19 protein-coding genes are annotated in these 18013 nt (G+C 34.4%); 11 read left to right on the top strand and 8 right to left on the bottom strand.

What is annotated here, in order from left to right; translation table 11 throughout:
* Nucleotides 1-45 precede the first annotated feature (45 nt).
* Nucleotides 46-240: a DUF1697 domain-containing protein gene (locus ACRHOC_RS01170; protein ID WP_431156669.1), complete on the top strand. Its 195-nt coding sequence runs from the start codon at nucleotides 46-48 to the stop codon at nucleotides 238-240.
* On the opposite strand, the gene ACRHOC_RS01165 is transcribed toward ACRHOC_RS01170, so the two are convergent.
* Nucleotides 203-463 (bottom strand): YCF48-related protein, encoded by a 261-nt coding sequence (locus tag ACRHOC_RS01165; protein ID WP_431156668.1) that lies wholly within the window; start codon nucleotides 461-463, stop codon nucleotides 203-205. The two genes, ACRHOC_RS01170 and ACRHOC_RS01165, sit on opposite strands and share 38 nt — an antisense overlap.
* A gap of 380 nt (nucleotides 464-843) precedes the next feature.
* Between ACRHOC_RS01165 and mvaD the strand changes: the two genes are divergently transcribed.
* The 6 genes from mvaD to ACRHOC_RS01135 all read left to right on the top strand — a co-directional run bounded on the left by mvaD (nucleotide 844) and on the right by ACRHOC_RS01135 (nucleotide 6049).
* On the top strand, nucleotides 844-1917 hold the full coding sequence (gene mvaD / locus ACRHOC_RS01160; protein ID WP_431156667.1) for a diphosphomevalonate decarboxylase: 1074 nt from the start codon (nucleotides 844-846) through the stop codon (nucleotides 1915-1917).
* Nucleotides 1918-1939: 22 nt separating this feature from the next.
* The gene (locus ACRHOC_RS01155; protein ID WP_431156666.1) at nucleotides 1940-2869 is read left to right on the top strand and encodes a mevalonate kinase family protein; all 930 of its coding nucleotides are present in this window, start codon (nucleotides 1940-1942) and stop codon (nucleotides 2867-2869) included.
* 45 nt (nucleotides 2870-2914) lie between these two features.
* On the top strand, nucleotides 2915-3817 hold the full coding sequence (locus ACRHOC_RS01150) for a geranylgeranylglycerol-phosphate geranylgeranyltransferase (protein WP_431156664.1): 903 nt from the start codon (nucleotides 2915-2917) through the stop codon (nucleotides 3815-3817).
* Entirely contained in the window at nucleotides 3817-4764 is a 948-nt protein-coding gene (locus ACRHOC_RS01145; RefSeq protein ID WP_431156663.1) for a carbon-nitrogen hydrolase family protein, read from the top strand. Before ACRHOC_RS01150 ends, ACRHOC_RS01145 begins: the two co-directional genes overlap by 1 nt.
* Nucleotides 4765-4812: 48 nt before the next feature.
* Nucleotides 4813-5637 carry a pseudouridine synthase gene (locus ACRHOC_RS01140; RefSeq protein ID WP_431156662.1) on the top strand — a complete coding sequence of 275 codons (825 nt, stop codon included), beginning with the start codon at nucleotides 4813-4815 and terminating at the stop codon, nucleotides 5635-5637.
* Nucleotides 5638-5752: 115 nt separating this feature from the next.
* Entirely contained in the window at nucleotides 5753-6049 is a 297-nt protein-coding gene (locus ACRHOC_RS01135; RefSeq protein WP_431156661.1) for a hypothetical protein, read from the top strand.
* On the opposite strand, the gene ACRHOC_RS01130 is transcribed toward ACRHOC_RS01135, so the two are convergent.
* Nucleotides 6046-7440 (bottom strand): mannosyltransferase, encoded by a 1395-nt coding sequence (locus ACRHOC_RS01130; RefSeq protein WP_431156660.1) that lies wholly within the window; start codon nucleotides 7438-7440, stop codon nucleotides 6046-6048. The genes ACRHOC_RS01135 and ACRHOC_RS01130 overlap by 4 nt on opposite strands.
* Before the next feature lie 48 nt (nucleotides 7441-7488).
* Here ACRHOC_RS01130 and ACRHOC_RS01125 point away from each other — a divergent pair, with 48 nt between their 5' ends.
* Nucleotides 7489-7917, top strand: a complete 429-nt coding sequence (locus ACRHOC_RS01125) for an SRPBCC family protein (protein ID WP_431156659.1) — start codon at nucleotides 7489-7491, stop codon at nucleotides 7915-7917.
* On the opposite strand, the gene ACRHOC_RS01120 is transcribed toward ACRHOC_RS01125, so the two are convergent.
* Genes ACRHOC_RS01120 through ACRHOC_RS01105 form a run of 4 tightly spaced genes read right to left on the bottom strand, consistent with a single transcriptional unit; the run spans nucleotide 7914 to nucleotide 13023 of the window.
* Nucleotides 7914-9404 (bottom strand): cellulose synthase family protein, encoded by a 1491-nt coding sequence (locus ACRHOC_RS01120; protein ID WP_431157436.1) that lies wholly within the window; start codon nucleotides 9402-9404, stop codon nucleotides 7914-7916. The genes ACRHOC_RS01125 and ACRHOC_RS01120 overlap by 4 nt on opposite strands.
* Nucleotides 9404-10093 (bottom strand): glycosyltransferase family 2 protein, encoded by a 690-nt coding sequence (locus ACRHOC_RS01115; RefSeq protein ID WP_431156658.1) that lies wholly within the window; start codon nucleotides 10091-10093, stop codon nucleotides 9404-9406. The genes ACRHOC_RS01120 and ACRHOC_RS01115 overlap by 1 nt, the downstream gene beginning before the upstream one ends.
* 33 nt (nucleotides 10094-10126) lie before the next feature.
* Nucleotides 10127-11716, bottom strand: coding sequence for a 4Fe-4S binding protein (locus tag ACRHOC_RS01110; RefSeq protein ID WP_431156657.1), 1590 nt, complete (start codon nucleotides 11714-11716; stop codon nucleotides 10127-10129).
* Nucleotides 11716-13023 carry an NAD(P)/FAD-dependent oxidoreductase gene (locus ACRHOC_RS01105; protein WP_431156656.1) on the bottom strand — a complete coding sequence of 436 codons (1308 nt, stop codon included), beginning with the start codon at nucleotides 13021-13023 and terminating at the stop codon, nucleotides 11716-11718. Before ACRHOC_RS01105 ends, ACRHOC_RS01110 begins: the two co-directional genes overlap by 1 nt.
* A 97-nt stretch (nucleotides 13024-13120) precedes the next feature.
* Here ACRHOC_RS01105 and ACRHOC_RS01100 point away from each other — a divergent pair, with 97 nt between their 5' ends.
* The 3 genes from ACRHOC_RS01100 to ACRHOC_RS01090 all read left to right on the top strand — a co-directional run bounded on the left by ACRHOC_RS01100 (nucleotide 13121) and on the right by ACRHOC_RS01090 (nucleotide 16347).
* Nucleotides 13121-14128, top strand: coding sequence for a glycoside hydrolase family 113 (locus ACRHOC_RS01100; protein ID WP_431156655.1), 1008 nt, complete (start codon nucleotides 13121-13123; stop codon nucleotides 14126-14128).
* A gap of 107 nt (nucleotides 14129-14235) precedes the next feature.
* Nucleotides 14236-15513, top strand: coding sequence for a POTRA domain-containing protein (locus ACRHOC_RS01095; RefSeq protein ID WP_431156654.1), 1278 nt, complete (start codon nucleotides 14236-14238; stop codon nucleotides 15511-15513).
* A gap of 105 nt (nucleotides 15514-15618) precedes the next feature.
* Entirely contained in the window at nucleotides 15619-16347 is a 729-nt protein-coding gene (locus ACRHOC_RS01090; RefSeq protein ID WP_431156653.1) for a metallophosphoesterase family protein, read from the top strand.
* Here the strand turns inward: ACRHOC_RS01090 and ACRHOC_RS01085 are convergent, their stop codons facing one another.
* Nucleotides 16348-17040, bottom strand: a complete 693-nt coding sequence (locus tag ACRHOC_RS01085; protein WP_431156652.1) for a TIGR04283 family arsenosugar biosynthesis glycosyltransferase — start codon at nucleotides 17038-17040, stop codon at nucleotides 16348-16350. It abuts the gene before it with no gap.
* Nucleotides 17033-18010, bottom strand: coding sequence for a DUF547 domain-containing protein (locus tag ACRHOC_RS01080; protein ID WP_431156651.1), 978 nt, complete (start codon nucleotides 18008-18010; stop codon nucleotides 17033-17035). Before ACRHOC_RS01080 ends, ACRHOC_RS01085 begins: the two co-directional genes overlap by 8 nt.
* Nucleotides 18011-18013: the final 3 nt, after the last annotated feature.

The following is an 18013-nucleotide window of genomic DNA, read 5'->3' as shown; positions in this document are numbered from 1 at the left end:
ATAATGGGTAATTTTAAGATTAATTTAAATTTGAAACTATTGTTTATGAATAATTACATTACATTTTTAAGAGGCATAAATGTTGGTGGTCATAGAAAAGTATCCATGGCTGACCTTAGAATACTACTTGCAAAATTAGGATTGGAAGATGTGAATACATATATTCAAAGTGGCAATGTCGTCTTCAAATCTAAGAGTAGTCCTAAAGCATTAGAAGCACAGAAAAAAAAGAAGTTTTAAACCACTTTGGGATTGATATTTCAGTCCAGTTAGTACCTGCATCAACAGTTTTGTAAACTGTATTATCACCTGCTATCCATCCTGTATCTTTATCAATAAAGTGAACATCGTACAGATTATTTGTTGTGTTAATATCAACTACATCCCATTGGGCAAAGGAATGATGAATAAAGAATAGATAAAAAATGAGTAAAGAAATTGCTTTTAAGTAATGATTTTTCATGCTTAAATTAGGTTGGTTAATAACTAAATTTTACCACAAGAATGATAAATCTATGGTTTGAGGCAGAAAACCTAGAGGAATAATGACCGCTTAGAATTGTGGTATCTAAGAGTTGAAAAAGACAGTAAAAGTTACTCTTACTGAATTGATAATGAAGCTATTAGTTTTTGTAAGATATATATTACTATTAACATAAGGATTAACATATGTTAATTTTAATTCAAGTAGATATTATAGTTGTTAAATATTAAATAGGATTAAATTTTCAAATATTAAGATTAGGGTATACTTATAAAACTATGCTAAAATTAATGGCTATGGCTGAAGAAACAGAGGCTAAGCCTTAGAAATTATCTATTTTTGCAACAGAAATTTATTACATGACAGAGCAAGAATTTATTCTTAATTCCTATAATTCCGAAATTGAAAGTGGTTCCGTAAAGTGGTCTTCACCAAGTAATATTGCATTGGTGAAATATTGGGGCAAACGCAAAAATCAAATTCCTGAAAATCCATCTATTAGTTTTACACTCTCGGATTGTAAGACGATTACGGAGGTTACTTACACCAAGAAAAGTAACTCAGAATTTAGTTTTGAGGTGTATTTCGAAGGTGAGAAAAATGAAGCCTTTAAGCCAAAAGTCCAGACATTTTTTGAACGTATCGAATCCTATGTTCCTTTTTTAAATGATTATCATTTTAAAATTGAAACTTCTAATACCTTTCCGCACAGTTCAGGTATTGCTTCCTCTGCTTCTGGTATGAGTGCTTTGGCCTTATGCTTAATGAGTATAGAAGAAGATTTAAATGAAAAGTATTCAAAAGCATTTTTTAATAGAAAGGCTTCTTTTTTGGCAAGATTAGGATCAGGAAGCGCATGTCGAAGTATCGAAGGGGAATTGGTTGTTTGGGGCCAAAATGAAAGTACGGAGAGTTCTGATTTGTTTGGTGTACGATTTGACGGTGAGGTTCATCCAAACTTTAATGATTATCAAGATGCCATACTTCTTGTAGATAAAGGTGAGAAACAGGTGAGTAGTACAGTTGGGCACAAATTAATGTTTGGCCACCCATTTGCGCAAGAAAGATTTAATCAAGCACATGAAAATCTTTCAAAATTAAAACATGTTTTAGCATCAGGCGATTTAAGTGCATTTATGAAAATTGTAGAAAGTGAAGCACTGACCTTACATGCAATGATGATGACGAGCATGCCTTACTTTATTTTAATGAAGCCAAATACACTAGAAATTATCAATAGAATATGGAAATTTAGAGAGAATACTAATTCTAATATTTGTTTCACTTTAGATGCAGGAGCCAATGTACATGTGCTATTTCCAAAGGCCGAAGAATCAAAAGTTTATGACTTCATTAAGAGTGAGTTAGTTGCATATTGCCAAAACGGTCACTATATTTGTGATAGCGTTGGTAATGGTGCCAAACGGTTATAGCCAGCCCCAACACCTTAAAACTATGAAAGGACCATTATTTTATTCTAAGATTCTGTTATTCGGTGAGTACGGAATAATTAAAGATTCTAAAGGCTTATCTATTCCTTATAACTTTTATAATGGTGCGCTTAAAGTGGATGAAAACCCATCTGAAGAAGCACAGAAATCAAATCAAAGTTTAGTTAAGTTCGTAGATTACTTGCGCGATATTGATTCGAGCTTAGTGTCGTTTGATTTTACAGCCTTACAAAAGGATGTAGATTCAGGGATGTATTTTGATTCGTCAATACCACAAGGTTATGGTGTAGGTAGTAGTGGTGCATTAGTAGCAGCGATTTACGATAAGTATGCTACTGATAAGATAACAGTTCTTGAAAATTTGACCAGAGTAAAGCTTTTAAGATTAAAGTCTATTTTCTCTGCAATGGAGTCATTCTTTCATGGTAAATCTTCAGGATTAGATCCTTTAAATAGCTATTTAAGTCTTCCAATTTTAATAAAGTCAAAGGATAATATAGAAGCAACTGGCATTCCATCTCAAAAAACAGAAGGCAAAGGAGCTGTGTTTTTATTAGATAGTGGTATTGTTGGTGAAACTGCACCAATGGTAAATATCTTCATGGAGAATATGAAGAATGAAGGCTTTAGAAGTATGCTTAAGGATCAGTTTATTAAACATACAGATGCTTGTGTTGACGACTTTTTAAAAGGCGATATAAAATCACTCTTCAAAAACACCAAGCAACTCTCTAAGGTTGTATTGAATAACTTTAAGCCGATGATTCCTAAACAATTCCACGAATTATGGAAAAAAGGAATTGAAACAAACGATTACTATTTGAAGCTTTGTGGATCTGGTGGTGGCGGATATATTCTTGGCTTTACTGAGAATATCGATAAGGCCAAAGAAGCTTTAAAAGGGCAAAAGTTAGAGGTCGTATACAATTTTTAATTCGCGTCCTCCTGAACTATTTACAGGATCTTTTAATTCTTAAATATGCTCTCAAGACGGCAAAAACATATTCTGCTTAAATTTTTTAGTCTTTTTTCTGTTGTTAGAGGGTACAATATTTTAGTTGTTGTTATCGCACAATACTTGGCTTCAATTTACATTTTTGCCAATCATCTCCCAGTAAAATCTGTCCTCCTAGATGTCAACCTTTTAATGCTTGTTTTGGCATCCTCAGCGACGATTGCTGCAGGTTATATTATCAATAATTTTTACGATTCAGAAAAGGACTTAATCAATAGACCACAAAAAACCATGCTAGATAGATTAGTTAGTCAAAACACAAAACTATCCTTCTATTTTGTGCTTAACTTTTTGGCTGTAATTTGTGCAAGCTATGTGTCGTTTAAGGCGGTTCTGTTTTTTGCCCTATACATTTTTGCAATTTGGTTCTATTCGCATCGCCTTAAAAAACAACCAATGGTTGGTAATATTGTGTCTGCAGTATTAACAGTGACACCATTTTTTGCCATTTTTATTTATTATGGGAATTTCGAACTTGTGGTATTTGCCCACGCCATATTTCTGTTTCTATTGGTATCAATGAGGGAGCTTATTAAAGATTTAGAAAATATAAAAGGTGATCTAGCACTCAATTATAGAACTGTTCCTGTTGTACACGGTGAGAACATCACAAAAATTATGCTGACTATTGTAGCTATTCTAACTATAGTTTCTGGTATTGTTTTGGTCTTGTATTTCGATATAGGCCATATGTACTACTTTTTTTATTTAGCTGTAATTTTATTATTTGTTTTCCTACTTATACTCTGGAAATCAAAAAGGAAAACACATTACCTCATTTTGCATAATATGCTAAAACTTATAATAGTTGCAGGTGTGTTTTCTATTTTATTAATAGATATTTCAATTGTTTTAAATCGAATCTAATGCAGAATACCCTAAAAATAGCAATGGCTCAGATAGCACCTGTTTGGTTAGATAAATCTGGCACTTTAAATAAGATAAAAGAATCCATAATAGATGCTGCTAAGGATGATGCAGAGCTTATAGTTTTTGGTGAGGCTTTATTACCTGGATATCCGTTTTGGTTGGCCTTAACTGGAGGTGCAGAATGGAATACCAAAATAAATAAGATCTTACATGCACATTATGTGAGTAATTCGATATGCATAGAAAATGGAGAATTAGATGAAGTACGTAAATTGGCGAAGGACCACAAAATTGCAGTTTATTTAGGGATTATGGAGCGTCCATTAGATAGAGGTGGTCATAGTATTTATGCGTCTTTAGTATACATTAATGAAGACGGCCAAATTAAATCGGTTCATAGAAAGTTACAACCAACATATGATGAGCGTTTAACTTGGGCACCTGGTGATGGACATGGTTTACAAGTTCATCCACTAAAAGCATTTACCGTTGGTGGCCTCAATTGTTGGGAAAATTGGATGCCATTACCTAGAACTGCATTATATGGTCAAGGTGAGAATCTACATATCGCTGTTTGGCCTGGTAGTGATCACAATACAAAAGATATTACACGATTTATTGCGAGAGAGTCTAGATCTTATGTGGTCTCAGTCTCTGCACTAATGCATAAAGCAGATTTTCCAGAAAGCACACCATATTTTGATGACATAATAAAAAATGCTCCAGATACTTTAGCAAATGGTGGGAGTTGTATTGCAGGTCCTGATGGTGAGTGGATCGTGGAACCCATAATCAATAAAGAAGGATTATTCTATGCGACCATAGATTTTAATCGAGTATTAGAAGAACGTCAAAATTTTGATGCTGTAGGGCATTATTCAAGACCAGATGTAACTAAATTAACGGTAAATAGAGAAAGGCAAACTACTGTTGAAATACAATAGGTAATGTAAAGTATTATATTACTTTTGCAGCCTAATAAATAGTTCGTTATGAGTGGTAAAAGAGTAGGTAAAGGAAAGAATAAGGCTTTTGGAAATCAAAAGACCTCTAAGGGTGCGAAGAACTATCCAAAGTCTAAGAAGCCTGCAACTGCTAATTCTGGTGATAGCAATGAGGTAAGGCTTAATAAATATATTTCTAATTCAGGAATATGTTCAAGACGTGAAGCCGATGAAAATATTGCTTTGGGCTTAGTTACTGTAAACGGAAAGGTTGTTACAGAAATGGGTTATAAGGTAAAACTTGATGATGAGGTAAAATTTGATGGTAGACGTATTAGTCCAGAACCTAAAGTTTACGTGTTGTTAAATAAGCCGAAAGGCTTTGCTACCACTACAGCCGAAGGTAAAGGAAGAACCGTGATGGATTTGGTGGCAAATGCTACAAGCGCCAAGATTAAACCTATTGGACGATTAGGCAGAAATTCATTAGGATTATTACTATTTACTAACGATGACAAAATTGTACAGAAATTTACCAACTCCAAAACTGGTGTAGCACGTTTATTTCAGATTGATTTAGATAAGAATTTAAAATTCGAAGACCTCAAAAAGATTCAGGAAGGATTTAAGGTAGACGGTAAGCTTATCACAGTTGAGGAAATCAGCTATATAGATGGTGAACCAAAAAATAAAATTGGTATTAAGATTAAGAACACTGGTAATTCTATACTGAGAACTATTTTCGAAGCTTTAAAATACGACTTGGTTAAAATAGATTGCGTAGCCATTGGACATTTAACCAAAAAAGATATTCCTAGAGGCCACTGGAAACATCTAACTACACAGGAGATTAATACGCTCAAGATGTTATAGAGGCTTTTGATTGCCTAACTCTTATTGGAAAATAATTTATGCAAAATTAATATTCAATTAATATTTGTATTCAATTCGTTTGTATCTTAGATATACAAAATAACCTAACCCTAAAATGAAAGATAATCTTAAACGAGTCATCGTAGATTTTAAAAAACTGACACCTGAGATTTTGGCTTTGTTGGTTGAAAAGTATCCTGATGGGTATGATGATGATCACATTATCTCCTTTAGAAATGCTAAAAATGAGTTGATTGAAGCTGTTGAGGTGACTACAGATGATACCAAGTATCTCGTAAAAGTGAGTACTAAGTTAGCAGTAACTATGGAGAATTATGATGAAGATGATTATGAAGACTTTGACAGTGACGATCCTGAAGCTGTACAGCCACCAGAAGAGATTAATGACTAATCTCTAATTCTTTTTCTAACAAAAACTTCCCAAATGAAGAAGGATAACACTGTGGTATATTCTAATAAAATAATCCAGAGGTTCTCTTTGTAATCTGTGTTGGCATAGGCTAAATAGCTCAATATTATAACGAAAGACCAAACCAATGGGAATCTGTAATTGGTAAAAATACATAGCGCAACAAGAGTTGTAAGATACCAAGGATGTACTGTTGTACTCAAAAATAGATAGCAAGTAAGTGCCAACAGCATGGAAGAACTTAATGCTTGAATTGTATTGTTTTTCTTGAAAAAGGCAAGAGATAGAATAATTAGAACTGAGATTATAGGTAGAATCTTGGAAATGGTTGCTATTTCATTGTAACCTGTTATTGTATATCCAACTTCTCTGAGCAGATAATATATACTTGCATTAAACTCAAAATTTCCAAACCAGAGCCCTATAGTTTGGGAATAATTGGTTATAAATTGTGTTGAGAAAAAAGGTGTAAAAAGAAGTAATATGGTAAGTCCAACAGCACTATAATACTTAAGTAGCGCAACAAGTTTTATTTTGTCGTCTTCGGTTTTAAACCATTTAAAAAATAAGGGTAAAAGCATAAGTGGAATCAGCTTAATTGATATTGAAAACGCTAGGAATATTGCAGATTTAAGCCGCTTTCCGCGAGATAATAAGTACAAACTCAACACAAGAAAGAACACCATAACACCTTCAAAATGCAGATTGCCAGTAAGCTCAATAATGATAAATGGATTTAAGATATACCAAAAGATACGACTCGATGGTAGTTTTAAATGCTCCAGTAATTTTTTACCGAAATAAAGCGTACCCAAATCCGCACTTATAATGATTAAACGAAGACCAATGACACTACTCAGAATGCTGTTTTCTGGAAAAAGGTTGGCCAATGCAAAACAAAGTTGATTCAGAGGTGGGTAATTGGTAAAATTTCGAGCACTCAGACTTCCCATGCCTGAATGCAATTCTGATAGATTAGAAAAGTCCGTCAACGCTCCTAGCTCCATTTGCATATCAGGAGTGGATAAATAAGGATTTAACCCTGATAATAGTAATTGGCCATCCCAAATAAAGCGATAAAAATCTTGAGATAAATTTGGTATAGAAAGAAGAAACAACAGCCGGAATAGTATAGCTGCAAAGACCAAAACTCTAAAGTAAAAACCTGTAGTTTTAATGAGCTTATATGCACAAATAAAAAGACCCGAATAGAGGAGGAGAAGCTTAGCGCTGTCAGTCCTAACCAAATCATAGGCGAACATAAAATAAAGACCAAAGCTCAGCAAGATAAATAAAACAGGTAGCTTCTTATATTTTATAATGTTACTCACGCCTAGCATACGCTCAAAGATAGAATTATTTAACTCTAGCACATTACTGCATCCAAAAAGATTCTTAACTTTAAAAACAATGTACTAATTATGGCCAATGCTATTTATCATAATGTTTTAATTGAAAAGAATCCGCATGAAGTTTATGATGCCGTATCACAACCAAAGCATCTTGTAAATTGGTGGCCCTTAAAGTGTGACGGATTACCTCATATAGGTGAAACCTATAACTACAACTTCACGGATGAATATAATTGGTTTGCAAAAGTGAGCTCCTGTAAAGCAGGTGAACATATTCATTTTAAGATGACCATTTCTGATACGGATTGGGACCCAACGACATTTGGTTATGATTTAGAGCCTAACGAAAAAGGAACATATCTCAGATTTTTTCATAAAGACTGGCCGGAACAAAATGATCATTTTAAGCATTCCGCCTATTGTTGGGCTATACTATTAAAAGGGTTAAAGGATTATGTAGAAAAAGATATAGTAATACCTTTTGAAGAAAGGTCTTAGACCTTTGAGCTTATAGATTTAAAAAAGACATAGCCAAAACCTATAAAAAGCATTAGGTGAAAAGGGAACAATCCAAAATCACCACCTTGGTCGCCTACAATAAAAGCACTGTATAGTCCAAATCCAAAGTAAAGCATTAGAAGACCCTCTAAAACTACATTTTTTGAAAGTGATTTTCTGAGGTATTTATTGTTTTTCCAATTATCCTTAAATCGTTTAATATTGAATTTAGGTGTTCTTACGAATTCACTCTTTTTACCAACATGACCTTCGATTACGGCAATGGAGTTATGTAATGAAAATCCCATGGCAATAGAAAAGAAAGTAAAAAACATACCGATATAACCAAAGAACTTTTTAAAGCCACTACCATATATGTTTCGGTACATAAACCAATAGCATACAAAGAATATGATGGTGCTCATCACAAAGAAACTCATCACATAAAAATAGTCTCTAAGATGCGCATATTCATTTTTAATATATAACATTGGTATGCTTAAAACCGCAACAACGAAAATGCTTAAAAACATTGAACTATTCAGTAGGTGCAATAAGCCATGAACCTTGGTCTTGGTCGTAATATTTTTGGATTTGACAACACGCCAGAGCATCTTTCTAAAGTTTTCGGCACCACCTTTATTCCAACGGAATTGTTGTGATCTTGCAGCACTAATAACAATTGGTAATTCTGCAGGTGTCTCAACATTTTCAAGATATTTAAACTTCCATTTTTTAAGCTGTGCTCTATAACTTAAGTCTAGATCTTCCGTAAGCGTGTCACCTTCCCAATTACCAGCATCTTCGATACACGTTTTACGCCACACTCCAGCAGTTCCATTAAAATTAATGAAATGACCCTTAGAGTTTCTTCCAACCTGTTCGAGTGTAAAATGCGCGTCTAAAGCAAAGGCTTGTATTTTAGTAAGAAGCGAATAATTTCTATTTATGTGTCCCCATCGTGTCTGAACAACACCAATTTCTTCATTTTTAAAATAAGGTATGGTTCGCTTTAGCCAGTTGGGTTGAGGTAAAAAATCAGCATCAAAAATGGCGATGAATTCTCCTTTAGCAATTTTTAAGCCTTCTTTTAACGCACCTGCTTTAAAACCTGTTCTATTCGTTCTTGTAATATGCTTAATATCCAAGCCAGTTGAAGCCAATTTCTCGACGTGCTCGCGTGTAGAATGAACAGTTTCGTCCGTAGAATCATCTAAGACCTGTATCTCTAATTTGTCCTTTGGATATTCTAGAAGAGCAATATTATCCAAGAGACGCTCCATAACATACATCTCGTTAAAAACAGGAAGCTGAATGGTTACATAAGGTACTTCGTCAGGATTGTCCAAATCGAACTTCTCACATTCCTCTTTTTTTCGTCTTGAGGATAAATAATTAAATAACAGGTTTAATTGTGCCAATGAGTATAAAAAGATTAGGACAATGGCGATAGTGTAAATTACGATTATGAAATATTGTAAATAAATCACTTAAAACTGTATTTAAAAATCCAAGAAAGGATTTTTATGCCTGCAAATATAGCACCTTTTACGGTTCCTGAAACTTTTGAGACACCTATTCTATTCCGATAGTTCACTGGTATTTCCTTGTAAGAGAGTTTTTGTCTTAAAGCTTTTAGTTGCATCTCAACAGTCCAGCCATAGGTCTTATCTTCCATTTTTAAGTCCAAAAGTCTATCATATTTAATAGCTCTAAAGGGCCCTAAATCCGTAAAGGTTGAACCAAAAAATAGGCGCATTAAGCTGGTTGCAAGCCAATTACCAAATATTTGAGGAAAGGTCATAGCGCCTTTCTCACGTAATTCTTCTACACGTGCACCAACAACAAAATCTATATCATTTTTTATAATTGGGTCAACGATTTTAAGTAACTCCTCAGGATAATCACTATAGTCACCATCAAGAAAAACAACAATTTCTGTTTTGATTTCTTGGTCTGCTATATAGTCCATGCCCTTTAAACAAGCATAGCCATATCCTTTTTGGGGTTCTACCAAAACGGTTGCTCCAGCTTGCTTTGCATTAGTTTCTGTATTGTCAGTTGAGTTATTACTTACAACAATGATTTCATCAACAATATCCGGAATGTCTTTTATAACATGCTGAATAGAATCCTGTTCGTTATAGGCAGGAATAATGACTTTAATTATGGACATTAATTCGTGTTAAATGCGCAAAAATACAACTTCTTACTTCTCATTAACCAATTTCATAAGATCTACATCATTGCCTAGAAGAATTTCATTAGGATTTATACGTCCCTTCATATTATCATTCTCTAGCTTAAGAACACCTCTTGGACAAACTGCAGAGCAAATACCACAGCCAACACAACTTGACCTTACTATATTCTCACCTTTCTGAGCGTAAGCCCTAACATCAATTCCCATCTCACAGTAAGTTGAGCAATTACCACAAGAAATGCATTGTCCACCATTAGTGGTTATTCTAAATTTGGAAAATAAGCGTTGCTGAAAACCTAGTATAGCCGCCATCGGACAACCAAATCTGCACCAAGCTCTACTTCCCAATATTGGATAGAAACCTGTTCCGATTACACCTGAAAAAATAGAGCCAATGTATATACCATATGCCGAACGCAGTGAGCCTGATTTTATGTAAAATAGTTGATCTGTCGTGCCAGTGTAATGCATAATTAGTAATAAGGCAATTACTGCAAAATAGCCGATGGCACCATATTTTGCATCTTTACCAAGTTCTTTTCGTTTGTAAGCCATTACACCTGCAAAAATGAGTGTTAGAAATGCAATTACCAAGGTAATAAACACACCTCTTGTTAACCAAAAATCATTGCTTTTATACCCTAAATACGTATAAACCATTGCAGTAGTCATTACTACTGAAAAGACAAGAACGAAGTGAATCAACCAACGCTCTAACCTCCAAGCCGATAACTTTTTTGATGATAATTGTCTAAAGGAGTCACCGGCAGTTTCCGCTAAGCCACCACAGCCACAAACCCATGAACAGTACCAACGTTTGCCAAATTTGTAAGTTAATATTGGTGTTATGACAAAAATGGAAAGGACACCAAAGACTAACAGCGCTAAACCAATATTACCAGCGTTCAAAAACCCTTTTACAGACCACTCATCAAAAATGTAATAGTTAAGTGGCCAAACGCTTTTTAGATCATAATAAGGCAGGTCATTATTCATGACATACATAAATTCCGGAATCAAAAAAGCAAAGGCCAATTGAAAAAACATTACCGAAACAGTTCTAAGTTGTTGATATCGATTATGTCTATATTTCAAAAGGAATTTATAACCAAAGGCTAAAATGGCTAATGTATATAGGGTCCCATAAACAAACCACTGACTTGCATTTCTTCCACTTAATAGCTGACTTAAAGGATCAAATAAACTAATAAGCCCTGTGTTTTCTGCACCATCTTTTCCTAGCCCTAAATATTCTGGGTAGAAATATAGAATAATGTAAAAAGCAGTTAAAATGATACCAGCAGACCAACCCCAAAATCCTCTTGAGGAAATTGATTTAAACCAGGTACCATCATTTTTTATGCCTTCTAATTTTGTGAGGTAGGCACCTCTTGAATATAAAATGGTTCCAATGGCAATTAAACCTAGAGTAAGCCAAAGTACTATAGATTTATATGGGAAAGTTACATTAAATAGTGCCAAGGCTAGTATTAAAAGCCCAACCAAGCCAAGACCTAATGCCAATTTTTGTTTTACAGTTATATTAAGTGCATCTGGTTTTGCCAGAGACATACTATGATTTAATTTATTGCTCATTAGATAGTAGTTTGTAATTGGTTGTTATAGGATTGAAGAATTTGTTTTTCAAATGAAGCATAGAACTCAGGATCAAAATTTGCTTCAGTAAGGTGATTGATAACATAATCAACATCTCGTTTTTCGGTAAGCCATGTGTCGAAAGTTTCATGACGCATACGTATTCCAAAGGTGTTGATACCTAAAAATTCATTTGTTTCTTTATGATAAGCTATAGTCACGCATTTAGTGTCATCCTCGTGTTTCCAATGAAAATGAGCTTCGTAATCTGGTCGCCCTTTACTACCATGTACCCAACCGTAAGTTTGATATTCTATATCCATAAACTTGGCCGAATTAAACCAGTGTCCTGGGTTGTATTTAAGAGGATTGCCACAAAGTGTTTGTGCCAAGGTTTCACCCATCATTCTTCCTGTATACCATACAGCTTCAATAGGTCGTCTATTTCCAATAGCTTCGTGCTGTTCTGCACAATCACCTATGGCATAAACATCTTTAATATTTGTTTCTAAATAGCGATTCACTTTAACACCACGGCCAGTTTCAATTTCAGAATCTTTAAGAAAATCTATATTCGGTGAAACACCTGCTGTTAGTCCTACGACATCACATGGCAATTCTTCACCGGTTTCATCAATTATTACAGATTTAACCTTTCCGTTTTCATCAGATTTTATTTCCCTGAGATTAGTTGATAATCTCAAATCGATGTGATGATTTCTGATGTGCCTATTCAGCATAGCACTTTCACCTTCTGGTAGAACACCATTCCAAAAGCTTGATTCTCTAACTAAAAAAGTAACTGGGATACTTCTACAGTTAAGCATTTCAGCCAGCTCAATACCTATTAATCCGCCACCAACAATTACGGCTCGTTTACACACTTCATTGTTTGGTGCATGGATCTCTAAGTTTTCTAGATCTTGCTTATGGTACATACCCATAACACCTTCTAAATCTTGTCCTGGCCATCCAAACTTATTAGGTTTGCTACCAGTTGCAATTACGAGTTTATCGTATTGTAAAGTTTCACCAGAATTAAAATAAAGTGTCTTTGATTTTGTCTCGACAGACTTCACAAAACCTTGTTTTAAGTTAATCCTGTTTTTCTCCCAAAACCAGTTTTCGTAAGGTTGCGTGTGTTCAAATTTCATGTGTCCCATATATACATACATGAGTGCGGTACGAGAGAAGAAATATTTAGTTTCACCTGAAATTATTGTAATTTTTTTATTGGATAGTTTTCTTATATGTCTGGCTAGAGTTACACCAGAAACACCATTTCCAATTATTACGATGTGTTCCATATTGATTTAGATGGTTAGTTCCATTATAGTCGAAGGAATTGTTAAATCCTTATAGACCATAATTCAATTTCTTTAAATTTAGGCAATATTTATAATTATGAATCGGTTAATAACGCTCATTTTATGCTTTTTACTTTTAGGTTGTGCCGCTACGCTTTATAAACCCGAGAAAGTAAATGGAGTTAGCTTTGTAGCTTCGCCAAATAAGGTAGACAGCTCACATGTAAAGCCTGTTGTGAGTGTAAATGCCAATTATGCGGCTATAATGCCATTTGGTTTTATAAAAAATTTGGAGCATCCTGAAATTATACATAATACCGATAGGCAATGGTTTGGTGAAACTCGTGCTGGTGCTGATCAGTATATTTCTGAGTTAAGGAAGGAGGGCATAAAAGTTATGATTAAACCACAAATATGGGTTTGGCGAGGTGAGTTTACGGGTAAAATAATGATGTCTTCCGAAGAGGACTGGAAGGCACTTGAAGATTCTTATTCGAGCTTTATTCTAGAGTATGCAGATTTGGCACAAAAAACAAATGCAGAAATATTTTGTATTGGGACAGAGCTTGAATTATTTGTAAAATACAGACCTGATTATTGGAGCTCTTTAATCCAAAAAATAAAGTCAATATACGATGGTAAGTTAACTTACGCTGCTAATTGGGACGAATATAGACGCACACCATTTTGGGATCAATTGGATTTTATAGGTATTGATGCTTACTTTCCGGTAAGCCATCTTAAGACACCAAGCTTTGAAGATTGCTTAAAAGGTTGGGAAAAGCATAAAGTGAATATCCAAAACTTATCTGAAACCTTAGATAAAAAGATTCTATTTACCGAATATGGTTATCGCAGTGTTGATTATTCTGGTAAGCGACCTTGGGTCTCAGATCGAAAAATGGATCAAGTCAATTTAGAAGCTCAGGTAAATACGACTAAGGCACTGTATGAAACGTTTTGGAATGAGGATTGGTTTGCAGGTGGTTTTATATGGAAATGGTTTATAGATCATCAAAATGTAGGTGGAGAGGCTAATTTTATGTTTACGCCTCAAAATAAACCAGTTGAAGAATTGATTAGAAATCAATACGGTACAAAATAGCTTTCTCTTCTATTTTTCGAGATATAATTGAGCATCCTTGTAATTGGTGACATTCTTTTTCGTCTAACAATTCAAAATTATTTGAAAAAGAAAAACCAATTCCCAGTATGCGACTAATTCACCTTGTGCTATTTCTTTCTGTATTCTTTAGCGTAAATCTGTATGCTCAAGAGTCAATTATTTCTCAAGTAGAAATCGAAGGAAACAAGAGAACACGTACAAAATTCTTAAAACGCTTAGCCTTTGTTAAGGAAGGGAGCGTATTGGATTCTTTACGAATTGCTTCAGATGAAAGGCGCTTTAGATTATTACCTTCCGTAGCAAGCGCTTCTTCAAAGTATGAGCAATTAGAGGATGGCAACTATAAGGTGACCTACACAATAGTTGAAAATTTTGCAATTATACCAGGTCTTAATGTATCGCAAGATGTTAATGATGACCTTGCTTATCGTGTGTCTCTTTTTGACTTTAATTTACTTGGTCAGAACCAACTTGTCGGAGGATTTTATAGTAAAAACGTGTTTGATTCTTATGGATTTTTCTGGGAGGGGCCAAATCTATTTACTCGTAAACTAGGCCTAGGACTCAATTATCAAAACAATGTGTTACAGCATCCTATTTTTCTAGAGGACGGAGCAGATGTCAATTACAAGTTTGATAGTAAAGCTTTTGAAATAAGAGCTATTTATGAACATAATTTTAATAACCGTTTTGAATTAGGATTCAACTATGCTAATGAAACGTACAATTTTCTTAATGGTGAATTGCAATCGGATATCCCAGAAACTCTAGATTTAAATCGTTTATCCATTGTTGGGGAGTATGAATACAACACTATTACTAACGAATATCAGTATGTAGAAGGTTTTAGAAGCATCTTCAATTTTAATGCCACAATAGATGCCGATGGTGACACAGATTTTCTTAAAAACACCTTTGTGGGTAGAAATGATTTTGAATATTTTAAACGAATTGGGTCGAGAGGTAATTGGGCCAATAGATTGAGACTTGGTTATGCCTCAAATACCAACTCGCCATTCGCTGCATTTGCTTTAGACAATCAATTAAATATACGCGGAGTCGGTAATGTGGTAGATCGTGGGACAGCATCTATAGTCTTAAATACTGAATTTCGTCAAATACTATATGAAAAAGGTTGGTTTGCCCTTCAAGGAAACGCTTTTATTGATGCAGGAACCTGGCGTGAACCAGGAGGTGAATTTTCGGATTTAATTGATGGTACAAATGCGAGCCTGTTTTCAGGGCTGGGAATTCGATTTATACATAAAAGAATATTTAATGCTGTGTTTAGAATAGACTATGGGTTTAGCCTTGGTGATAAGGCAAATAGTGGTATTGTATTTGGTATTGGACAATACTTCTAGCCTTTATTGGTTTTAATTAAGACTGCCAGCTACTTCATTTTCTTTAATACATTCAAGCTAATAAATTTAATTACTTTTGATAGCTCAGACTTTTAAATTGAAGCTATGAGAACATTGGTAATTGGTGACATACATGGCGGTTTAAGAGCCTTAGAACAACTTGTTGAACGTGCTAAGATAACTAGTGATGATAAATTAGTTTTTCTTGGCGATTATGTAGATGGTTGGAGTGGGTCTGCTCAAGTCATAGACTATTTAATTAGACTGAAGGAAGAGAACGACTGTATTTTCATCAAAGGGAATCATGATGTTTGGTGTGAAGATTGGCTGAGAGAAGACTTGTCTCATCCTGTTTGGTTAGATCATGGAGGTCAGGAAACCGTAGAGAGCTATGAAGGTTATTCAATAGCAACTAAAAAAGCACATCTAGATTTTTTTGAGGCTATGGATCTTTTTCACATAGATGATGCTAATAGACTTTTTGTACATGCCGGATTTACATCTATGCACGGCGTATCTCGAGAGTATGATATAAGAGGCTTCTATTTTGACCGAACACTCTGGGAAATGGCGTTGACTTTGGATAAAAGAATGCCTAAAACCTCAGAGAAGTATCCTCACCGATTAAGACATTATAAAGAAATCTACATTGGTCATACACCTACTTTACATTATCACAAATATGAACCTATGAATGCTGCAAATGTTTGGAATATTGACACTGGTGCTGCATTTACAGGTAAGCTATCAGCTATGGATATTGATACCAAAGAAGTTTTTCAAAGTGATTCTGTAAACTATTTGTATCCGAATGAGAGAGGCAGAAATAAGTAGTTATCGTACATTATTTTTATAATAGGCATAAATATCATCTGCCGAAGCGCCAAACCAGCGTTGTACATAAATGGACCAGAAATAATACTGTAGCTTCCAAATACCTACTTTTTTGTATTGTCGTGCTGAGGTTTTAATTTTTTTATTGATGACTACAAATTCGTTTCTCTTATAAAGTTCATTAATAAGAATGTTGTCTTCATAAATAATAAAGTTTTCATCAAAACCACCAACTTCATCAAATAATGCTCTTGTAATAAATTGACTTTGATCACCACCTCTGCATGGTCTCCAATTAAATTGAGTGAGCCAACTGGCAAGCCTCAGCCACCAATGGTTGCTATCAAATTGCATTCTAAAACATCCAGCACTGTTACCACGTGATACTTCTTTTAAGATAAGCGCATCAAAATTTTTAGGAGGTAAAGCATCAGCATGAAGAAAATATAAAATAGAACCATTAGAGTTTTTGGCACCAGTATTCATTTGCTTGGCTCTGCCCTTATCTGAATTCAAAAGTTTTACGTCCTTAAATGTAGCAACAATTTCTTTTGTTTTATCGGTACTGCCACCATCAACTACAACAATATCTTCTATATTTAAAGTAACTGAAACGGTTGCAATATGACTTAGTAGATCTCCAATGAATTCTTCCTCATTGAGAACAGGAATAATAATGGAAATCTTATTCATTTAAATCCCAATTGTAGTCCTTATAACTTTTGCTTGCACCATTCGAGATCTGTACCTCAGAGTATAGATTTAGAAAATCAATGAGGCTTCCATTTTGTTTAAAGTCCTTAGCAAACCATTTAAATATTTTTGAGAGTTTTATACTGTTAGCAGAGATTTCATTTTTTGAAGAATCGCTCAAAAAGTCCTTTGTAGACATAGTGAGCATTTTTTCTAGGTTAGAAATTGTAAAGGCCTCATTTTGAAGCTTTGGACAGGACTCAGAAGCACAGACAATTGCAAAGTGAATTCTAGGTTCATTCATTTTACGCAAAATTTTGTGTTCAATATCATTGAGGTTTAACCACTTGTCACCGAATTTCCACAAACGTTGATCCCATGGGTCTTTTATATCCTTTATACTTTTAATTGGGTAATGTCTTAATATTAAATCTACAGTTAAAGCATTATAGGTATTGATCCAAAAAGCTAATTTTTTTTCCTGTGAGTATTCATTAATTTTTGAATAACCCATTTTTAGCATATTAATATAAAGCGCCAGATCTTTACCATCTTTCTGAAATCCTTTATAATTAACTGAACCAGATTCGGTTACATATTTTTTCAGCAGTTGCTCCCAGAGCTCATGGTTTTCATAAAATCGTTTCGAAACATTTTGATGAAGACTTAGGTCATTTATAGAATCATTTTGTTTCTCTTTCATAAGTTCCTTTACTTCATCTAAGCTCTCTACTTCAGCTATTGTATTTCCTTTTTCATCAACAACCTCAATCATTTCAGTTATTTTACCTTCTTCAGTCTCTGGAGGATCTGATGGAGAAGGTGGTGGAGTGGCATCAGGTACCTTAGTGATGATTAAAGAATCTATCACTACTTTGTCTGGTGAGGTTTTTTTAACAACTCCCTTTTTTGCACCACAGGATACAAGGCCTAGTGCAAGAAAAAGGATGAGTGTTCTAAATATTGTCATGAG

The organism is Winogradskyella poriferorum, from assembly GCF_050618035.1.
GTDB classification, from domain to species: domain Bacteria; phylum Bacteroidota; class Bacteroidia; order Flavobacteriales; family Flavobacteriaceae; genus Winogradskyella; species Winogradskyella poriferorum_A.
This window is presented reverse-complemented; position numbering and strand designations above follow the sequence as displayed.